19 protein-coding genes are annotated in these 19987 nt (G+C 67.8%); 11 read left to right on the top strand and 8 right to left on the bottom strand.

All coding sequences use genetic code 11. The features are described 5' to 3' along the window. Window positions 1–33 precede the first annotated feature (33 nt). The 3 genes from JNW91_RS01705 to JNW91_RS01695 are packed head-to-tail and all read left to right on the top strand — an operon-like array spanning window position 34 to window position 2571. Window positions 34–963, top strand: coding sequence for an isocitrate/isopropylmalate family dehydrogenase (locus JNW91_RS01705; protein WP_238424109.1), 930 nt, complete (start codon window positions 34–36; stop codon window positions 961–963). Beyond that, window positions 926–1627 carry a hypothetical protein gene (locus tag JNW91_RS01700; protein WP_203173192.1) on the top strand — a complete coding sequence of 234 codons (702 nt, stop codon included), beginning with the start codon at window positions 926–928 and terminating at the stop codon, window positions 1625–1627. The genes JNW91_RS01705 and JNW91_RS01700 overlap by 38 nt, the downstream gene beginning before the upstream one ends. Further along, window positions 1624–2571 carry a type II glyceraldehyde-3-phosphate dehydrogenase gene (locus JNW91_RS01695; protein ID WP_203173191.1) on the top strand — a complete coding sequence of 316 codons (948 nt, stop codon included), beginning with the start codon at window positions 1624–1626 and terminating at the stop codon, window positions 2569–2571. The genes JNW91_RS01700 and JNW91_RS01695 overlap by 4 nt, the downstream gene beginning before the upstream one ends. A 72-nt stretch (window positions 2572–2643) precedes the next feature. Here JNW91_RS01695 and JNW91_RS01690 read toward each other — a convergent pair whose 3' ends face one another. Further along, window positions 2644–4089, bottom strand: a complete 1446-nt coding sequence (locus JNW91_RS01690; protein WP_238424108.1) for a glucose-6-phosphate isomerase — start codon at window positions 4087–4089, stop codon at window positions 2644–2646. Between the two features lie 427 nt (window positions 4090–4516). Between JNW91_RS01690 and JNW91_RS01685 the strand changes: the two genes are divergently transcribed. The 7 genes from JNW91_RS01685 to JNW91_RS01655 all read left to right on the top strand — a co-directional run bounded on the left by JNW91_RS01685 (window position 4517) and on the right by JNW91_RS01655 (window position 12163). Further along, window positions 4517–5533 (top strand): ArsR/SmtB family transcription factor, encoded by a 1017-nt coding sequence (locus JNW91_RS01685; RefSeq protein ID WP_203173189.1) that lies wholly within the window; start codon window positions 4517–4519, stop codon window positions 5531–5533. A gap of 239 nt (window positions 5534–5772) precedes the next feature. Next, a complete protein-coding gene (gene asnB / locus JNW91_RS01680) occupies window positions 5773–7998 on the top strand; it encodes an asparagine synthase (glutamine-hydrolyzing) (protein ID WP_309244190.1) in 2226 nt (741 codons plus the stop codon). Next, the gene (locus tag JNW91_RS01675; protein WP_203173187.1) at window positions 7991–8767 is read left to right on the top strand and encodes a hypothetical protein; all 777 of its coding nucleotides are present in this window, start codon (window positions 7991–7993) and stop codon (window positions 8765–8767) included. The genes asnB and JNW91_RS01675 overlap by 8 nt, the downstream gene beginning before the upstream one ends. Before the next feature lie 3 nt (window positions 8768–8770). After that, window positions 8771–10039: an MFS transporter gene (locus JNW91_RS01670; RefSeq protein WP_203173186.1), complete on the top strand. Its 1269-nt coding sequence runs from the start codon at window positions 8771–8773 to the stop codon at window positions 10037–10039. Then, the gene (locus tag JNW91_RS01665) at window positions 10029–11045 is read left to right on the top strand and encodes a diiron oxygenase (protein WP_203173185.1); all 1017 of its coding nucleotides are present in this window, start codon (window positions 10029–10031) and stop codon (window positions 11043–11045) included. Before JNW91_RS01670 ends, JNW91_RS01665 begins: the two co-directional genes overlap by 11 nt. Before the next feature lie 25 nt (window positions 11046–11070). Next, a complete protein-coding gene (locus JNW91_RS01660) occupies window positions 11071–11874 on the top strand; it encodes a hypothetical protein (RefSeq protein ID WP_203173184.1) in 804 nt (267 codons plus the stop codon). A gap of 22 nt (window positions 11875–11896) precedes the next feature. Then, window positions 11897–12163: a PqqD family protein gene (locus tag JNW91_RS01655; RefSeq protein ID WP_203173183.1), complete on the top strand. Its 267-nt coding sequence runs from the start codon at window positions 11897–11899 to the stop codon at window positions 12161–12163. A gap of 18 nt (window positions 12164–12181) precedes the next feature. Here the strand turns inward: JNW91_RS01655 and tmk are convergent, their stop codons facing one another. Continuing rightward, window positions 12182–12805 carry a dTMP kinase gene (gene tmk, locus JNW91_RS01650; RefSeq protein WP_203173182.1) on the bottom strand — a complete coding sequence of 208 codons (624 nt, stop codon included), beginning with the start codon at window positions 12803–12805 and terminating at the stop codon, window positions 12182–12184. 274 nt (window positions 12806–13079) lie between these two features. On the opposite strand from tmk, the gene JNW91_RS01645 reads away from it, so the two are divergent. Continuing rightward, window positions 13080–13691 carry a peroxiredoxin gene (locus tag JNW91_RS01645; protein ID WP_203173181.1) on the top strand — a complete coding sequence of 204 codons (612 nt, stop codon included), beginning with the start codon at window positions 13080–13082 and terminating at the stop codon, window positions 13689–13691. Window positions 13692–14130: 439 nt separating this feature from the next. On the opposite strand, the gene JNW91_RS01640 is transcribed toward JNW91_RS01645, so the two are convergent. Genes JNW91_RS01640 through glmS form a run of 6 tightly spaced genes read right to left on the bottom strand, consistent with a single transcriptional unit; the run spans window position 14131 to window position 19986 of the window. Then, on the bottom strand, window positions 14131–15702 hold the full coding sequence (locus tag JNW91_RS01640) for an AMP-binding protein (protein ID WP_203173180.1): 1572 nt from the start codon (window positions 15700–15702) through the stop codon (window positions 14131–14133). Continuing rightward, window positions 15699–16829, bottom strand: a complete 1131-nt coding sequence (locus tag JNW91_RS01635; protein WP_203173179.1) for a GNAT family N-acetyltransferase — start codon at window positions 16827–16829, stop codon at window positions 15699–15701. Before JNW91_RS01635 ends, JNW91_RS01640 begins: the two co-directional genes overlap by 4 nt. Then, window positions 16826–17269 carry a hypothetical protein gene (locus tag JNW91_RS01630; protein ID WP_203173178.1) on the bottom strand — a complete coding sequence of 148 codons (444 nt, stop codon included), beginning with the start codon at window positions 17267–17269 and terminating at the stop codon, window positions 16826–16828. Before JNW91_RS01630 ends, JNW91_RS01635 begins: the two co-directional genes overlap by 4 nt. Next, window positions 17206–18108 (bottom strand): glutamate mutase L, encoded by a 903-nt coding sequence (locus JNW91_RS01625; protein ID WP_203173177.1) that lies wholly within the window; start codon window positions 18106–18108, stop codon window positions 17206–17208. Before JNW91_RS01625 ends, JNW91_RS01630 begins: the two co-directional genes overlap by 64 nt. Then, window positions 18105–19532 (bottom strand): hypothetical protein, encoded by a 1428-nt coding sequence (locus JNW91_RS01620; protein WP_203173176.1) that lies wholly within the window; start codon window positions 19530–19532, stop codon window positions 18105–18107. Before JNW91_RS01620 ends, JNW91_RS01625 begins: the two co-directional genes overlap by 4 nt. Next, complete coding sequence (glmS, locus tag JNW91_RS01615; protein WP_309244189.1) at window positions 19525–19986, bottom strand: methylaspartate mutase subunit S; 462 nt, start codon at window positions 19984–19986, stop codon at window positions 19525–19527. Before glmS ends, JNW91_RS01620 begins: the two co-directional genes overlap by 8 nt. Window position 19987 lies beyond the last annotated feature (1 nt).

Raw genomic sequence — 19987 nt, 5'->3', positions numbered from 1 at the left:
GTCGGCCCCGAACTCGTCGCCGCCGGGAGCCGGTTGGTCGAAGCGACCGGGCTGCCCGTCGAGTGGCTCGACATGCCGGCCGGTCTGGGCGCGTACCACCAGTTCGGCGTTACCGCCCCGCCCGAAACGATCGAGGCGGTGCGACGCCACCGGGTGGCCCTCAAGGGACCTTTCGCCACGCCAAGTGGCGGCTCCGTGCGCAGCGCCAACCATTATCTGCGACAGCAACTCGACCTCTACGCGTGCATCCGGCCGATTCCCGTCGACGCGTCGCGACCGATCCTGCTCGTGCGCGAGAACGTCGAGGACATGTACGCCGCTATCGAATGGTGGGCGGCTCCCGGCGTCGCTCAGGCGGTGAAGATCGCGACCCGGCACGGCTGCGAACGGATCGCCGAGACCGCCTTCGCGCTGGCACGGCGGCAGAACCGCAAGAAGGTCACACTTGTGCACAAGGCCAACAACCTCAAGCTCACCGAGGGGCTGTTCCTCGAGGTGGCCCGTGAGGTGTCCGGCCGCTATCCGGAGGTGGCGTTCGACGACATGCTGGCCGACACCGCGTGCTCCACGCTGGTACTGGACCCCGGCGCCTTCGACGTCATCCTCACCTCGAACACGTTCGGCGACCTGCTGAGCAATCTCGGCGCGGCGGTAGCCGGCAGCCTGGGCCTGGTCGGAAGCCTGAACAGCGGTGCGGGGGTGCACATTGCCGAGGCGGCACACGGGGACGCCGGCCACCTCGCGAACCGTCGGCAGGTGAACCCGCTCGCCTTGTTCGAGAGCGTCGCCATGCTTCTATCCGCGCTCGGGGAGGACCGCCGCGGGGAGGCGGTCTCAGCGGCCATCCTCGCGGCGAAGAAGGACGGTCCGACCACGCTCGACCTCGGCGGCGACGCGACCACCGACGCGGTGACCGACTTCGTCTGTGACACCGTCACGGAAAGGTTGGCAGAAGATGGTTGAACGGCGGCAGGTCAATGTCGATCCCTCCTGGCCGCTGGCCGGTGCACTGGCATCCGTGGCACGTGAGCGGGGCTGGGACGTCACACCGGCCGAAGGCTCGGCGAGCGTCCTGTCGATCGACGAGCGCCCGGTCGAGCTGCCGGACGGTGTCGACCTTGCGAGGTTGCGCATCGAGGTCATCCTCGGCGCGCTCATCGATCGTCTGGGTATCGAGCCCGTATTCGGCTCGGCCACAGTGATCGCACCAGCGGCGGGGATGTGCGGGCCCGCAGCGGCGGGACCTGTCGATTCCGTACGGATCGGAAGTTTCTGGTCGGGCGACACGGTCGGTGTCAGACCAGTCGCCTGGTCCGCGCGGGTGGTCACGGCCCAGCAGTCGCGGTGCTGGCTGGTCGTAGCCGACTTCGTCGGCGGATGGCCGGACGGGACAGTGGTCACCGGCGATCTGGCTGTGTTGCCGGCGGTGGTGTCCACGGACACCGCCCGGGCGAGCCAGTTCCAGCTCGACCGGGGCCGAGGCACCGCGTGGCCTGAGGTCCTGCTGCTCGACACGCCCCGGGCGCGCCGGGGACGGCTACCTGTCCTAGCCATGTGCAGCGACGGGCTGGTGGCGGATCAGCTCCTCGACGAGGCCCTGACGAGTGCAAAGACGGTGGATCAATGAAGATCGCAGTACTGGGAATGGGCGTCATCGGCAAGCGCCTGGTGGACGCCGTGACCGAGCATCCGGATCTCGAACTGGTCGGTGTCGGGATCCGTCGGGTCAACGGCGGGGTGGCCGCCCGACCGGACCTGCCGTACTTCCTCACCGACGACGTGCCTCAGGAGCGGACCGAGGACACGGGGATCACTGTCGCCGGCTCGTGGAACGACGCGCTCGAACAGGCCGACCTGGTCGTCGACGCCGGGCCGAGCCGCAGCGGTGCCGGACGTGCGGCCAGCTATCGGGCGGCGGGCGTCGCGGTGCGGTACTGCGGCGGCGAGCGCGATCGCTCGCTCGGGCCGGTCCTGCACCCGGCCCTGAATCGGGAGATCGGGTTCGGATTGCGAAGTGCGCGGCTGGCGAGCTGCAACACCACGGCGATCGGGCGCGCTCTGGCCGCGATCGGGGTCGACCGCATCGCGCGAGCACACGCCACGATCATCCGATGCTGCACGGACAGCGACAAGGCGGCCAAGGGCGTGACCAACAGTGCGGTCTTCGATGCCCGCCCCTCACACCACGCCACGGACCTGCGGGAGATCGTCCCGGAGATATCGCTGTCGACCAACGCGGTGACCGTGCCGATGGTGTCTGGTCACGTCATCCTGTTGCGACTGCACCTGGCCGACCGCGACCCCGACGCGGCGGCCTCGCGGCTCGGCGCGGCTCATGGCGTGACGCTGCTGTCGGAGGGTCCGCAGGACAGCGCACTCATCCGGGACCGGGCGATGCGCAGTGGCGCTCCGCGCGGCGACCGGTACGACATAGCCGTACAGGCGTGCCGGGACGGTGACACGCTGAGCCTCGCGGTATCCCTGGACAACGAGGCCATCACCATCCCGGAGACGATCGACGCGATCCTCGGCTACGCCACGGAGCCAGCGGTTTCGCAGCCGGTGAGCTGACGTCGGGGCGGGCTTCGGAGCGCGGCGTGCCGCGCGGGCCGACCGCGGGTATCCACCGTTGGCCCGACCCGTTCATGACCAGCGGCGGGCCGCCGCTATCAGCTCGTCGATGCCGGCTTGGCGGTCCCGCAGGTGCAGCCGGACGACAGGCCGCCCGCGGCGGGCGAGCGCGAGTCGATCGCCCTCGGCCTGAGCGGCCTGAAGCTCAGCGAGCCCGAACGGCCGGCCGGGCACCCGCACGTCGCCGGCCACCGCGGCAGTAATCTGCAGGAAGGTGCCCGTGGGCGGGCCGCCTTTGTGAAGTTGACCGCTGGAGTGCAGGAACCGCGGCCCCCAGCCGAAGGTGACCGGCCGGCTCGTGCGTTCGCGTAGCCGGTGCACCAGCTGGGCGACGCGCTGGTCGCCGGACCGGTCCAGGAAGGCCATGACGGCCAGGTAGCCGACCGGTTCCGACATCGTGAGAAGCCACTGGAATACCTCCTCCAGGCGCTCGAACCGCGCGGGGCCACCGGTGCGACCCGGGTTCAGGTGGACCTCCACGGCGTCGGTCACCAGCACGGGCGCCTCACCGCTGTCAGCATGTTCGCCGGCCAGCACCGCTCGCGTGTTGATCTTCGACTCTTCGACGTTCGGCTGGTCGAACGGGTTCACGCCGAGCCGGTGCGAGGCCACCGTGGTCGCGTACTCCCAGAGGAGGAACTGCGCACCCAGCGGGGCGTCGACGACGATGTCGGCAGTGCCGCGCGGGCTGACGCCGAGGACCACCCGGACAGCGTCCGCGGGCGCGGCCGTCTGGGCCGAGCCGATCACCGGCAGGATGCCCCGGCCGTCCTTGCCGGTCGACTCCGACACCAACTGCTCGACCCAGTCCGGTAACCCGCGTGCGGTGGCGCCCTCGGCGTACAGGAGCAACTTGTCTCGCCCACGTTCGGCCGCCGCGACCAGCGCCGCGCCGAGCAGTAGCCCCGGGTTGTCCGCGTCGCTCGCCAGCGACGGTCGTACGGCTGCGGCCTCACGGACGACGGCGGCGATGTCCGCACCGAGCAAACCGGGTGCCACCAGGCCGAACGGTCCCAATGCGCTGAACCGACCGCCCACCATCGGATCGCTCAACACGCAGGCGTAGCCCGCCTGCATCGCGGTGGCGTGCAGGTGGGATCCCGGGTCCGTGATCGCAACGATGTGACGTGTCGCCGCGGCCTCACCCAGGTGCAGGCGCAGATGGTCGACGAACACCCGGCTGAGGCTCTCCGACTCGATGGTCTCACCGCTCTTGCTGGCGAGCACCACGAGGAGGCGTGCCGGCTCCTCGGCCATCACCGCCAGAACCTGGTGCGGGTCGGTGGTGTCCAGAACCCGCAGGGGTTGCTCCGCGGCTACCGCGATGACCTCTGCGGCCAGCGACGAACCACCCATGCCGAGCAGCACGACGCGGTCGAGTTCGGCGCGCTCGGCGGCGAGCCCGTGCACGACCGAGGGCAGGTCGGAGGACGACGTGGGGAGGTCGAGCCATGTCATGCGAGGCACGACGTCAGCAGCCACGGAGGGGGGCCACATCGACAGTTTCCGTTCGGTGATGCCGGTCGGCACTCGGTCGTCGATGAGTTGGTCACGCAGCGTTTCGGCGTCCTCCGCGAGGGGTCCGTGCACACTGACTCGGGCACCGCCTACGGCCGCCTCGATCACTCGGCAACCATCCTTCCACTGGGTCCGTCGATTGCGGCCGGCGGGTGACGCGCGTGCGTGCGCGGACGGCGGTGACCGGCTCGCGGACGACCGTCATCACAGCATAGCTTCGTCGATCCGTCCTTTCCGGACCGTAGGCGGGAATCTAGGCTCGTACGGGTTCGGCGCGGACAAGGACCCGGTGATGGGTCCCGCCCGCACAGGGCCGTCGGCGCCGCTCGACAACACTTCGGGGGTGTCCGTGGGAGCAGCTCAGCCATTGCCGTACGACGTATGGACGGAGGCGACGGCCGATAACCAGGTACGGGTCGAGATGGACGACGCCGCGCTGGGACGGACACGAATCGCCATCAGCCCCCTGTGGGAGCTGGCCGCGAGTCTGGTCAGCCTCCGCCGTGGCCCCCACTACATGCGCTGGCCGTTCAGTGACTGGGCGCGCGCCGCCTGGCAGCACTTCCCCACCGATCTCGCCGAGCTGTACGCCGTGACGGCGCCACAGCTACCCGGATTCGTCGCCCCCATCCCCGACGGCTCGGGCAACGCGCTCCTCGACGAGTTGGCCAGGTCCGCGGCGACCGCGCCCGACGAGGTACGCGCCGAGATCGTCCGGCTCTTTCCCGGCGAGGTTCCGGCCCCACTGGTGCGTTTCGCCGCTGACCCAGCTGGCTCGCTGCGGTGGTACACCGAGGAAGTGTCGCGCTTCTGGGACCATGCGCTGGCCCCGCGGTGGGCGGCAATACGTTCCGTCCTCGACGAGGAGTTGCTGCTGCGGTCCCGGATGCTGGCCACCCGGGGTGGGGCCAGCCTGCTCGCCGACCTGCACGGCACCTTCAGGTGGAACCCGCCCCTGCTCGAGGTGCCCGGGGTCCGGGGCGCAGCCCTGGTCCGAGACGCCTGTCCGGTGCTCGTGCCGATGGTGTTCGCTCGCGGACTGATGATGTCGGCGACGGATTCCCATGGTCGGATCGCGATGCCCTTCCAGGCCCGGGGCGCTTCGGTGCTGAGCGACAGCCCGGACCTGACCCGGCGGCTGCGGGAGGACTCACTGACCATGCTCATCGGCGGTGGGCGGGCCTCCATCATGCGCGCCGTGGTCGTTCCCAGCACGACGTCGGTGTTGTCCCGTCGGCTCGCGCTCGCGAAGAGCACCGTCTCGGAACACCTGAAGACGCTCCACGCCTGCGGCCTGGTGCTCCGGAGAAGGGTGGGCGGGCAGGTCCTCTATGAACTTGACCAGGCAGGACGCTCGCTTCTCGACCTGCTGGGCCCCTACTGATGACGGCCCTGCCGCGTCCGGGCCGTGTTCGGCGTGGGCCGAATCGCTAGTCCGGGTTCAAACGGCCGGCATAGGGTTTCGTCGTCCCCGAGACATCGAAGGGAGGAATACCATGAAGAAGTACCAGAAGCCGGCCGCCACCAAGGTGACCTACGGCACCGTCCTGCGCGACAACAAGTGATGTATCCGGCGCTGCGGCTACCAAGCCGCAGCGCCGGTACATTGTGGATTACGGCACGATGTACTGCCCACGGAAAAGGGGTGCGACCATGTGCGGTCTCGGAGGGCTTGCGCGTGTTGACGGGTGCCCGCTGGCGGACGATGCGGATGCCATTCTGAGCGCGATGGCGACCACCATCGGTCACCGCGGCCCGGACGACCGCGAGGTCACGCGCGAGGGCGCCGTGGGGCTCGCGTTCACGAGGTTGTCCCTGGTCGACCCGGAGGGCGGCGCGCAGCCCTTGGTCAGCCCCGACGGGTCGTTGGTCCTGATCGCCAACGGCGAGGTCTACAATCATCGCCAGCTCGCAGCGGGTCAGAAATTGCTGACCGGGTCCGACTGTGAAGTTCTCCTGAGCCAGTACGCCCGCCACGGCATCCGGTTCCTGGAGAATGTGCACGGCATGTTCGCCATCGTGCTCTGGGACCGGCGGGCCAACAAGCTCGTCCTCGCCCGGGACCGGTTCGGGATCAAACCGCTCTATTACCACCGCACCGCCGAAAGAATCGTCTTCTCCTCCGAGATAAAGGCGCTATTCGCCGATCCGGAGACGCCGCGAAAAATCGACTGGGGTCGCGCCCTCATCCATCCTATGATGTCGTCCGCCCCGGTGCTGGTGCCGATGAAACAGACGACCTGGTTCCAGGAGATCCAGAGCGTCCCCGCCGCCACCGTCATTGAGATCGATCTCGGCACGGGCGCCACCAGAGAGCGGCGGTACTGGGACTTCCCCACGGCAGGCGCGGGCGAGAGTATGTCGGACAGTGAGCTCACCGAGCGCTACGGTGCGCTGTTGGCGGAGTCCGTGGCGGACTGCGCGACGGCTGACGCCGAGCTCGGCCTGTTCCTGTCCGGTGGCATCGACTCGAGCGCCGTCGCGGCCCTGGCCGTGGGGCAGGGCACCCAGCTGCACACGTTCACCGCCCTGACCGGTAGCACCCACGTCAACGGCGACGCGGAGAATGCCCGTCGAGTGGCGAACCATCTGGGACTGCCGAACCACCAAGTCGTGTTCGACGCTGCCCGAGTGCCCTCCGTCGAGGAGTGGAAGCGGCTTCTGTGGCTGTTGGAGACCCCGCTCTGTGGTGTCGAGCAGTTCTACAAGCACGAGCTGCACCGGTACGCGCGCGCCGAACGCCCCGAGCTGCGCGGGATGCTGCTGGGCGCGGCGTCGGACGAGTTCAACGGCGGCTACTCGGTGGACTATGGCCTCGGGGAGGGCTGGGACTCGTTCGAGGGCTCGCTGGCGGCGATGTTGCGCAACGGCGCCCTCTACCGGCGGCCCGAACTCGCCCCGTGGTGGAGCCAGCTGTCGGAGCCGATCTTCCAGGACGACGTCGTCTTCCGGATGGGGGCCACCACCCCGGCCGATCCTTACCAGGTCTTCCTCGAGCGCGAGTACGCCAAGATCCAGCAGTACAACTGCTGGCACGAGGACCGGACCGCTGCGGGCAGCGGCATCGAAGCGAGAGTCCCGTTCCTCGACCATCGTCTCGTGGAGCTCGTGGTCGGTGTCCCTGCGGCTCAGCGCAGTCGCCTCTTGTGGGACAAGCGCATCCTCCGCGACGCGACCCGTCACCTCCTGCCAGCCTCGATCGTGGATCGGCCGAAGGTACCGTTCTACTACGGCGCGGGCGAGCAACACACCTACCGGATGCTGGCCCGCATGTTGTCGCAGGACGGCTACGCGCTCGTCGAGGAGGCGCTCGCGGGATCGGATGCCGCCGATTACTTCAACGCCGCCGGGGTTCGCAAGCTCCTTCACCGGCTCACGGATCGGCCCGAGAGCCAGGACGTCGAACTCGCCCTTCAAGCGATCAACGTCGGGCTGCTCGCCTCGATGGCTGCGGAGCTGCCGGCGCCGATCGTCAAGCGGCCGGTGGACATCAGGCTGAGTGCCGTCGACGTCGATGACCTCTCTGCCGAGAACGGGCACGTCGTGGAGCACCTGGGATACCGACCGGTGGTGCACGACAAGGCGGTGCTCGAATTCGGTGCAGAGGCCCTCCTGCTGCGCTCGATGGACGACGACGACTGGTTCCTCGTCCTCAATGGCGAAATTGAGTACGTCATCGACAACGAAAACCCCGTCTGGCGTCGGTTCCTGGCCGGCGTGGACGGCGTCCGGTCGGTGGAGGACCTGCTGAACCTCGCGGGCGGTTCCTGGACAGATGTCGAGTTGTTCGTCTACGAGGCCGTGGAGCAAAGGATTCTGCAAGTGACTGGAGCGACGGTCGATGGCTGAGGACTACTCCGACCATCTCCTGGCGCTGGTGGAGCATGACCTGCTGCCGTCTTCCTACGAGGCGGTCTTCGTCGCCGGCTCCGTGGTGCAGGGCTGGGGCAACACCGGTAGTGACATCGACATCTACGTGATCTGCGATGAGGCGCCGAGCGGGGTGGTGAGCGCGCATCGGGTGGGTCTTCAGCCCGATGCGGTGGCCGTATCCCAGCTGACGACGAATGATCACAAGCTCGACATCGAATATTGGCAGGATGGTCAGGTCGACCAACTACTGGACAAGGTTTCCTGGAAGGAGTTCTACTCCAGTGACGTGTCGGGCGACCGACTCAGTTGGCCCGAGCTGCGTCTCCTCGAGCGGGTCGACCACGCCGTGCCGCTCGCGGGCGCGGGCTGGCTAGAGCGCCGCCGCGAGCAGACTCGGTCGACGGCCATCCGGTCGCTCATGGTGTCGCGGGCGTTGAACTACACCACTCTGTTCATCGAGGACGCGATCGGCCAGCTCGAGTCCGGTGACGTGGAGAGCGCCGTATTGTCGGCCCGCCTGGCGTTCGGCAATGTCATCGACGCGCTCCTGGCTGGTGAGGGCAAGTACGGGCAGAGCGGAAAGTGGCGCGCCCGCCGCTTCCGTGCGGTGGAGCAGGACGTCATCTCGTTCGAGGACTACTGGGCCATCGAGACGATGCAGGACTTTCAGCCGGACGAGCCCGCGATCTGGGTTCGGCGGGTCGTGACGACCTGCCGTCAGATCGCCCGGCAGGTCGTGGTTTGAGTGATGAAGGACTCCACGGCGGCCGACAGTTGGGCGCGTCGGACGTTCGCTCCCCTGCGGGACAGGCGATTCCGGCTCTACTGGACCGGCCTCTCGGTGTCCCAACTGGGCAATGCGGTGAGCGCGATCGCTCTCACCCTGGGGATCATCGGCGCCACCGGGTCTGCGGCGGATCTCGGTATCGTGCTCGGCGCCGCGGCGCTGGCCGAGCTTTCGATGACGCTGATCGGCGGGGTGTGGGCCGACCGGCTGCCCCGACAGAAGATCATGATGGCGGCCGACGCGCTGCGGGCCGCGGCGCAGGTGATCGTGGCGATCGAGCTGTTCTCCGGCCACCCGGATATCGCGCACATCGCCGTGGCGTCGGCGCTGGCCGGTGGCGCATTGGGCGTGTATCTGCCGGCTGCCAGCGGCATCGTGCCCGCGACGGTGGATCGCGAGCATCTGCAGCAGGCGAATGCGTTGGCGAGTCTGGCGAGACGTTCGGCCTTCCTCCTGGGCCCCGTCATCGGGACGACGCTGGTCGTGACCGTCGGGGCTGGGTGGGCCCTTCTGTTCGACGCGCTGACGTTCGCGGTCAATCTCACCCTGCTGTCATTGCTACGCATTCCGCACATTTCCCGGGAACGGTCGACGTTCGTCAGCGACCTGATCCAGGGCTGGCGGGCGGTGAGTAGCCGCACCTGGCTGTGGGCCAACCTGATTGTCTACTGCATCTGGAACCTGATGCGATGTTTCTACTTCGTCGTGGGGCCGATGGTCATCATCAGCGGTCACCACGGGGAGATGGGCTGGGCGACCATCGTCCAGGGCGGAGCCATTGGTGCCCTGGCGGGCGCGCTCATCGGCTTGAACGTCCGTCCGCGGCGGCCGCTGGTGGTCAGCAATCTCGCGAACTCGCTCGGGGCGCTACCTCTGATCATGATAGCCGTCGGCGCGCCCGTGCTGGTCATCGCGGTGTCGGCAGGTCTCATGTCGCTCGTGCTGGGCCTGGGATCCATCTGGAGCACGACGTTGCAGCAACACATTCCGTCGAGCGAGATATCACGTGTCTTCTCCTACGACTGGATGGTCTCCGTAGCACTCATCCCACTCGGTATGGCCGCGGCGGGTCCCGTGGCGGAGGTGATCGGCGAGCGGCTGAGCCTCCTGGGCGCTGGTGCGGCCATCCTCGTGGCCAGTCTCGGCGTCCTGGCCGTTCGGCAGGTGCGGGAGTTGGCCCCACATCCGGAGACCAGCGTCCGCGAGGACGCCGTGGTTGGTGGGCACTGACATGGCCGAGGCGGTGCCGCATGGCGCGGTTGTCAGCATGGAGGCGAGGATCGCCGAGATCGCGGCCACGGTGCGGGAAGAGCCGGTGTATCGCAGCCCGTTCAACAGTTGGGATGCCAAGGCCAGCGTTCGCAACGGTCCCCGCCGGCTGCTGGGCGAGGACGTGGAGGGCTTCCTGTTCTTCCCGCCAGAACTCGTGCCGTGTGTGACCCATCCCCTCGTCGCCGCTCGGGGACCGGACGCGACCTCCGCGTTGCTCGTGCAGCGTCTCTACCAATACCTGCATTTCACCACCGAGTTGGAATCGGTCGCCGTCATTCCGGTGACGTCCATGATCGCGCGCAACCGAAGCGGCCTCGTACTGCCGGACCGCATGAAGGCCGATGCCTTCGCGATCACCACTGACGAGGCGTGGCACGCCCAGTTCTCGGACGATCTGACACATCAGATCGAGAGGACGCTCGGACTGCCGAGCAACGTCTCGCCGGATCCCTACTTCGTGACCAGGCTCAACCAAATCCGCCATGAGCTCGGCGCGGAGGCCGCTGGTTACGTCGACCTGGCATTTTCGATCGTCAGTGAGACCCTGATCTCCGCGGTCCTGGCGGACCTGCCCAGGGATACCAGGTTGCCGACGGCGGTACGTGATCTCGTCCAAGACCACGCTCTCGACGAGGGACGGCACCATGCCTATTTCCGGAAGTTGTTGACCTATTTCTGGGCCGCTTTGGGTCACAGGGATCGGCGGCTGATCGGCTGCTGGTTTCCCGAGCTGATCAGGACATTTCTGGCCCCGGACCACGGCGCGGGGCTGCGCATGCTGGTCGGCATCGGCCTGACAACGGCGGAAGCGACAACAGTGATCATGGAAACTCACGACGCCGCAGAGACCGACCGACGCATCGCGGCGGCAGCCGCGTCGACAGTGCGATACCTGGCCGAGGTCGGTGCCCTGGACGATCAGCGAACACGGGAGTCCTTTATGGAAGCTGGTATGCTGCCGTGACGTCACAGACATCCATTAGGGAGCGATGACCGTGCAGGTGGATCTGACGAAGGGTCTCGCTGTCCTACACGAGCGCGGCTTGTTGCCGGATTCGCATCTCTGCGCTTTCGCGGCCGGTTCTTTGGCGCGCGGATGGGGTAACGCCACGAGTGACGTCGACCTTTACGTAATAATGCCCGATCAACCCTCGGCACCGGGTGCCAGTAGCGAGGCCGTCGACCTGGATGTCGCCGAGATGGGGGTGGACGGTCTTGTCGTGGAGGGCGTGCAATGGGACTTGAAGTACTGGCGGACGAGCCAGATTCGCCAGATCATCGAGCGGTTCTCCTGGAGTCGTTACGAGGTCGGGGACACCGGCGGCGCCAACGTCGACATGCGGCAGCGTGACTTGATCGAAAGGCTGTTGCACGCACGGCCCATCTCCGGTCAGGAGTGGTACGACCGGAACGTGTTGGAGCCGCTGCGCGAGTCGGCGATGATCCCTATTCTCGTCACTCACGCGTTGCAGACGTCCGATACGTTCATCGAGGACGCGGTCGGGCAAATGGCCGCGAATGACGTACACAACGCCATTCTTGCGGTGCGGACGGCGTTCGAGATGTCGATCGAGGCCCTGCTGACGGCACACGGCGAACCGGGGCGTAGGCCGAAGTGGCGTCCGAACCGCTTCCGCAGCGCTGACCAGAGCGTGCTGACTTTCGACGAATACTGGGCGATCGAGACGATGCGTGACCTCGACGAGCGTTCACCAAAGCCCTGGATCACCAGCGTGATACGTCTGTGTCAGCGGATCGCCATGGAGGTAAATATCAATGACAAGCCGCGTTGACGTGACGTCGGCAGTTCCCTCCGTGCGGCTTGACGCGCGTCTCCGCCGGGTCGGCGGTGGGCTGATCGTTGCCGGACCTGACCATGACAAGGCCCGCGGCCGTGAGCCGCTGACCCTCTCCTACACTGCCGAGGTCATCTTCCGTTGCATCGACGGATCGCGCAGTCTGGAGCGGATAAGTGAGCTTGTGGCCGAGGATTTCGAGATGCCTGCCGAGGGGATCGTGGGCGATGTCGTCGAGCTGATCGACGAGCTCGTGCACGCGGGGGTCGTGGAGTACTTGAGTTGATGAGGATTCCTGGGACCCCTAACGGGGGTCGAAGGCATCGACCAGTTTATTGATCCCCGCCCGAACCTCTTCCTGTGGAGCCGTACCGTCCAACACGTGGTAATTGACATCGCCCCACGGGTGGTTGAGAAAGTTGGCGCGAACGGCACGCATCCGCTCCAGATCGAGTTCCTCCCGTTTCTTGGAAGAACCGTCGCGCATGATGATTCGCTCGATCGCCAGTTCCGGAGGCACGTCGAGGAAGATGGTGAGATCCGGCGCGGGGAGATACTGATAGATCGTAGTCAACCATTCGATGGTCATTCCGCGAGCCAACATGTAGGCGAACCCGGTGTAGACGTATCGATCCGTGACCACCGCCTTCCCGGCGCGCAACGCGGGCTTTACCACCTCGCGCACGTGTCGATAACGGTCGAAAGCCGCCAGCAGGCCGATCTCGGGAAGCACGGACTCATCATCCTGCTCCATGTCGAGGACGGTGCGGACCATGGGGTCCTGGCGATATAGATCCGTCGGTTGCCGGGTCCGTACGACTTCTCCCCGTTCCGCGAGCTTGCTCTCCAGGAACCCCACCTGGGTGGTCTTGCCACTGCCGTCGATGCCGCAAACGGCCACGAAGAATCCGGGATTCGACCAGGTCATGTTGGGCTCCTCGCCTATTCCGTACCGATGCTCGCGCCGCCCTGGAAGGACCACTTCGATATCGGAAGAACATTCACTGAAGTGTAAGGATGCTAACAAGCGCTGTCAATATGGGTCGAAATATCGGTCTGTGGTGAGAATCACGCCATATCGATGACGGTTGTTCCGCAAGAAGCCGGGAAGGCGGCGGTGCGGTCGACTCGCTCGTCGACGCGTCCGTAGGATTGGCGGCGCGGCCATCGTGTCCGGCCCGTGGACGAGGAACGTGTACACGGTGGACCTGAAGGTGCCGCTGCGTGGTCTCCAGGCGCACCGGCGCATCGACGAGCGGCGGCGACAGCCGATCCGGAGGTTGAGCATGGAGCAGGACGTGACCGAGAGCGTCGCGGTGGTCGGTACCGTGCTGCCCGGCCTTTCCTTGCCGGCAACCAGCGGCGGCCGGCTGGCCGTCGACCGGGCACCGAAAGGCAGCCGCTACCTCGTGCTGTATGGCTATCCCAGGATCAGTTCACCGGACATCCAAATGCCCGAGTCTTGGGCCACGATCCCCGGTGCGGTTGGCTGCACCGCTGAGTCCTGTCGATTCCGCGACCTCGACCGCGACTTCGCCGCGTCGGACGCGGAGATCATAGGCGTCTCGACCCAGTCCCGGAAGGAGCAGCAGGCGGCTGTGGCGCGGCTGCGTCTGCCGTTTCCGTTGGTGAGTGACGAGGATCTGGAATTTACCCGGGCGCTGCGTCTACCCACCTTCACCGTGGCCGGAAGCACGATGCTCCGCCGGCAGACCCTGGTAGTCGAGCAGGGCAGGATCGCGCAGGTGTTCCACCCGATCGAGGACCCGGGCAGTCACCCGCATGACGTACTGCAGTGGATCCGGGGTCGATGACGCCAACGGCAACTCACCTTGAAACGGCAGACTTCGTAGAGCGGAAAGTCTTCGACCTCAGCCTGCGGCGTGCTCGCGGGGATGACCGCAGCCCGCTGCCCGGTCGCATGGCCGACCCGCTCACATCGGGTATTGCCGACGCTGGTGGGGACTTCGCAGCCGGCCTCACGGTGGGTCCACGTTGCCCCCGGGCTGGCGCTCCGAGGTTCGCCGATGGCGGCGGCCCGCGGTCGTCGGGCGGACGTCGGTGATCTTCGGTGATGTGCGCGGTGTGTGCTCTCCAGCGGATGCCAACCGGGGTGAACCGGTGCCAACGCGGGTCACCGCGGCCGACCGCCGGTCGCAAACCGGGTTTCGTGTGCTCGAGCTGTGGTCCTGGGCTGGGACAACGACGGGCAGATCAGTTCAGCCGAACACGACCGTTTGCGACCGGGATTTCCTACACCTCGGTGCTCCGTGCCGGTAGAGCCAGAACCTCCAACACGGTGTCGCGCACAGAGCGGCGGTCGATCTTTCCCTGGTTTCCGGTGACCGGAAATGACGGCTGCGACACCAGGTAACGGGGCACCATGTGACCCGGCAACCGCCGCCGGAGGAAGTGCCGGAACTCCGCCTCGTCCACCGTCTCCCCGGGGGTTCCGGGTGCCGCGTCGACGACGTAGGCCAGGGCGATGTCGGCACCGATCTCGATGTTGGCCACGCCGAACGCGACGCTCGACTGCACCCCGGCGAATTGGTTGGCCACCTCCTCGACCTCGGCCGGGCTGACCCGGAAGCCGGACGTCTTGATCATCGCGTCGCGACGGCCGACGAACCACAGGAAACCCTCGTCGTCACGCGTGACGATGTCGCCGCTGAAAACGACTGTCTCACCAGGAAATTCCGGGAGAGTGCGGAACCGGTCCCGAGTGGCCTCCGGCGCGTTCCAGTACCCCTTCGCGATGCACCCGCCACGATGGACGAGCTCGCCCGGCTCGCCCGGTCCGACCTCGCGGCCGGCCGGATCGAGGACGAGGATCTGTACGTCGGGGATGGCCCGACCGATCGACCCGAACCGCTTGTCGAGTTGCGCCGGCTCGAGGTACGTCGACCGGAACGCCTCGGTTAGGCCGTACATGAGGAACAGTTCCGCCTCGGTGAAGGCCCGGCGCAGCTGATCCGCCATGGTCCGCGACACGGGCCCGCCGGACGTGGTAACGGTACGGACCGAGCTCAGGTTCTGCTCGGGCCAGCGCCGCAACACCCTCGGGTCGAACATGCGCGTAACGATGGCGGGCATGACCGGTAGCACGGTGATCCGCTCGGACTCGACGAACCGGAACAGGTCGCCCGGCAGGATGAGCGTGTGCAGGCACAACCGGGCACCGGTGAGCAGGCTCTGCCACAGCTGGTTCAGGCCGTAGTCGAAGTTCAGCGACAGCACCGAGCCGATCCGGTCGTCGCGGCGGGTCCCTAGATAGCGGGCGGTGATGTGAGCGCCGTCCACCACGTTGCGGTGACTGATCATGATGCCCTTGGGACGGCCGGTGGAGCCCGACGAGTAGATGATTCCGGCGACGTCGCTGCCGATGCGCGGGATCGCCGGCGGCGCCGGCTCGCGGGCCACCGTGCCGTCCCACAATTGACCTGCCGTCCACAATGTCAGCTGCGGGGCGCCGCTCGTCAGCTCGCCGCGACGGTTGTCGTCGCACACGGCCGCTACCATGCCGGAATCCGCAACCAGGTGGGCGATGTTGTCGGCCTTCAGGGCCGGCAGGATCGGAACCAGGATCGCACCCGCGCACGGGACGGCGAGCGTGATCACGACCTGTGCCACCGTCTTGTCCATACAGATGCCGACACGGTCACCCGGGCGCACGCCGGCCTCGACCAGCAGCGCGGCCGTCGCCAAGGCGGCCCGGTGAAGATCCGCGAAGGTCAACGAGCACCTGCCGTCGCTGACGGCCACGGCGTCGCCGAATTGCGCGGCCGCAGCCGCGCTGAGCTCGGAGATGGTGAATTCGGCCCTCATATGTAGGCCTCCCATTCGGCCGGTTCCAGCGCGGCCGCCACTGCTGCCGGGCCCTCGAGCAGGCCCTCGTAGCGCCGGCGGTTGTGCTCGCGGAGGAGCTTTTCGTGGGCGATGAGCGCACTGTTCTCAGACAGGTCGAGCAGCCACAACGCCGTCAGTCGCGCACCCCGTAGTGCCTTGGCCTCCGGCGAACCCCCGCCCAAGTGGAGTTTGCGGACGCCCGGCAACCCGCTGGGAAGCCAGAAGACCAGCGCCGTGTATTCGCCGGACCGCCCGACTTTCTGGTAGTCGAACCCTGCCGCGCGCAGGTAGACCGTGTCGCCGTCGCGATAGAAGACGCTGCAGGCCACGGCGAGGCCGTCGAGTCGGCACAGCAGGACCTGGGCTCGCTCTCGTGCGAACGACCCGTGCTGACGGAACCCCTCCACCAGCGCGTCGACGTCGATGTCGAAGCCGTAGCGGTGCTGGACCTGCGCAGCGAGACGGCCGACGTCGGCGTACACCTCGTCGAGCCGGTGACGGCTGACCTGGTACCCCGCGGCCTCGAACCTACGGACCTCACTGCGGATGCGTCGAGACCGGTGGCCGGTCATCGCCGCCAGCCAGGCCGCACGGCTACCCGGGATCGGGACGGTGGCATCCAAAGACAACGCGACCGGGACTGCTTCTACCCCGGCGGCGCGGAACACCTCGACATCGGGAGAGGTTAGGTAGAGGCCGACGCGGACGCCATCGTCGAGATCCGTCCGGGCTGCTCGGACGGCGGCCAGAACGGCAGCCGCCGCCGCTACGCGGTCGGTCCCCGGCGTCGTCAGCAGGTGGGTGAGGTACCCGCGGATCTGAGCGACGGCGATGCCGTGCGGCGCAATCCGGGGCAGTCCCGCCTGGTCGAGCCGGTAGTTCCAATTGACATTGGGGTGCGGATCGAAGCCCACCCTGGCCACCGGCACGGCGGCTCGCCCACCGCCGTCAACCTCCACCCGGACACCGCCGCCGGTGGCCGATTCCAAGGCACACAACCGGAGCCAGTACGCCGAGCAGTAGAAGTGGCTGCCGGCCAACTCGTCCCACTCCGCGTCGCTCGAGCCGCCGAGCGGATCGGTGAACCACGAGTCAGCGGCGGTCATCGGCAACTCCTCAGGCCGTGGGCCCACAGTTGATAGCCGGTGTCGACCGCGACCGTCGCCGACCGGGTGCGCCGGCAGGCCGCCGAGATTACTCGGCCGAGTAGGTCATCGTCGATGATCGACCCGCCGTGGTCGGCTGAACTGCCCCCCACGTTGTCGCCGCGGTCAGCCGGGTCCCCGAGGATCGCGCCCCCGGTCACCAGGAAGCCGAGCGCGCGGTCGAGGTGCACCGCGTCCGGACCCGTGGTGTCGGTCACCGCTCGCAAGGCGAGGAACACACAGGCGAGTACCGCGTCGGCCCTCGGCAGGGCGCAGGCGTCGCCGCCCGACAGCGCGGAGTAGAGCGGGCGGGCGTCGCGGGGCCGCAGCGCGGCGATCAGATCGAAGACGACTTGCTGGTGACGGGCCCGGCGCAGCAACCCGGCTCGTGACGCAGCCACACCAAGATCGGTGAACACACGGCGCACGACCGGGCTTTGGCATCCGGCGCGGCTGACCGTGTCGGCCCGTAGTTCGGGGCTGACGAACACGTCGGTCGTCGCGCGCCGACGTCGACGACGACCATCGGTTCGGCGAGCCCGGGCGCGAGGGCACGGACGAGCGGGTCGGTGACCAGGGCAGTGACGCCGGCTCCGACGACGACGGGAGTCGGCTCGATCGGGCCGCTGACGGCGGCGGCGAGGTCGGCGAGGCCCTTGCGGTCGACGAGATCGCTGAGATAGAGATCGCGTACGGCGCCTGCGAGCCCTGACGTCGCCGGGCGCAGCGCACGGTCGAGGACATTCGGAACCTGGATCGCCGGCGACAGGCACCGGGTGCTGGCGGGGTCGTCCGCCCCTGCCCAGATGAGCACATCGTGCGGGTAGGCGTCGAGATTGAATCGCTGCACGGCCGCGCGCAGAGGGGCTAGATCCGAGCCGTCGACGCCGCCGGCCACGACCAAGGCGTCCACCGGCTGGATCGCCGGAGCCGGCTCACCGAGCGTCTGCCGGTAAACGAGGTTGCCGCCGCCGTCAGCGACCGCCGCGACCGCGGCGCGGACGCTGTGCCGGTAGGTCAGGCCCACAACTCCGACCCGCAGTCCGCCGTTGGCCGAGCTGCAGGCCCGCATGGGCAGGTCCGCGTCGCCGCTCGCGGCGACCAGGTCGAGCACCTGCCGGCCGGGAGCGCGCTGCGGGTCGCGCGGAATCCGCGTCACCGGGCCGACGCCGTGCGTGGTTGTGCTTGTGCAGATTTTGATGACGGTGCTGCCGACGTCCACGAGTCGCACAGAGCTCATGCCAGCATCCGGACGTCGTGCAGGAGACGTTCCCAGAGCGGTCGGTCGTCGGGTGCGGTGCCTTCGAACAGCTCCCGCTCGCGGCGTAGTTGCGCCGCACCGATCGGCACCGCACCTGGCGTGACGATCCGGATGCGACGGTCGGCGCTACGCCCGCACACCAGCCGTCCCGCGTTGGCCTCGTGCGGGGCGAACGGTACGTCGAGGGTGCCGTCGAGCACTGCTCGGTGCACCGCCGCGACCAGCGAGGCCGAAGGATGGTCGAACACGCGCCCCAGCACGCTGTCGACCTCCTGCCCGATCAGATCCGCCTCAGCGGAGACGGCGTCGCTACGCAGTACGCTCGGCGCGGCCAGCATGTCCAGAACGTACTGGACTGCGCGCACCGACCGGGCGTTGCTCTCGGGCGACGGAATGCCCAGCGCCTCGCTCGGGGTTTTGATCACTACCTTGTCGGCGGCGACCAGAGCGCTGATCGTCGAGGCCACGGCGATCAGTTGCCAGGCGAGCTCCGGTTCGACCGGGAAGGCCCCCATCCACTGGTGATAGACCAGCCGCAGCTCCACCGGGCCGAGACCGAGGTGGGCCAGCCAGCGATGCGACTGGTCGCGCAGCACGTCGGCGGTCGCAAGGTCCTGTTCGAGGTTGCCGGACTGGCCGAAACTGACGGCGAAGGACCGGACGCCCTGCTCAGCGGCCAGCACGAGCTCACAGACCTGCACTGCGATCGTGATCACCGGTGGGACGAGAGTCGCAGTGAGCGGGCCGAAGGACTCGCGGTGCACCGGCCGGTCGGTCGGACCCACCTGTGCGCACAGCCGGTCGACGTACTGCCAGTGCGACAGGGCTCGATCCAGCGGGAAGTTTTTGGAATACGGCAGCGTGTACGACAGTCCGCCGCCTTCGATCTCGGCGATTCCTGACGCCAGCGCGACCTCGACGAGCAGGCGTGCGTCGGGCGTGCCGTGCCGCAGACTGACAGGACGGGCGATCCCCTCGTACAGCCCACGAGTGGCTTCGACACCGTGACACACCAGCGGGTACCCGTTGAGCAGGTCACGACCCTCCCGCCGGCCGACCTCGAGCAATCGTGCGGCCTCCGCGTAATCGTTGTGCCGCGTCACGCTGTCGACCGTGAGCGGCAGGAAGTCAGCGCCCGCAGCGTCGAGCGCCTGGGTGAGCAACCGCTGCTGGGCTAGGTCGGGGACTCCGCCTCGAGGTTGAACGAAGGGTCGACCGGGACGGGCCCGGTAGGCGACCGAGGCGAACCGGTCGGGAGCCAGCCCGGCGAGGAACGCGGCCGACTCGGCGAGCTCGACGGCCACGACGTCGCGCGCCTCGTACAACAACCGGGAACGCTCCGCGGCGAGGTCCCAGCGATCGTCGACGTGTCCAGCTCCGGCGGCGAGCTGCGGGTCAGCCATCGGCGGCCTGCAGCAGGTCCGCGCGGAGTGCGGCAAAGACGGGCGCGAAGCTGACCGATTGGTGAAACACCCGGTGGAAACCGTAGCCGAGGAAGACCCGCTCGACCTCCGCGGTGGGCCGACTGCCCACCACGAGATTGCCGCCGGCGTAGCGGAGCACGTGGCCCAGGCCCGCCGCGTCGAAACGGTCACCAGCACCTGCGCAAGCGACCTCCCCCTCGCCGTTGAGCGAGGAGACCAGGACCGCCCGCGCGCCGGTCTCCGCCGCGGCGTCGACAAAGTCGTCAATGGTGTTGGACGTGCCGAGATTGTAGGGCCGCATGCCGGTCTCACTCAGGCCGATCTCCAGGATGCGGTTGGCGACGACGTGGATGTCATGGCCAATGACCCCGAGAACGACGCCCGGGCGAACCGGCCCGGCGAGGGGCTCGAACCCGGGTAGACAGTCGGGCACG

Source organism: Micromonospora parastrephiae (assembly GCF_016802865.1).
Taxonomy (GTDB): domain Bacteria; phylum Actinomycetota; class Actinomycetes; order Mycobacteriales; family Micromonosporaceae; genus Micromonospora; species Micromonospora parastrephiae.
This window is presented reverse-complemented; position numbering and strand designations above follow the sequence as displayed.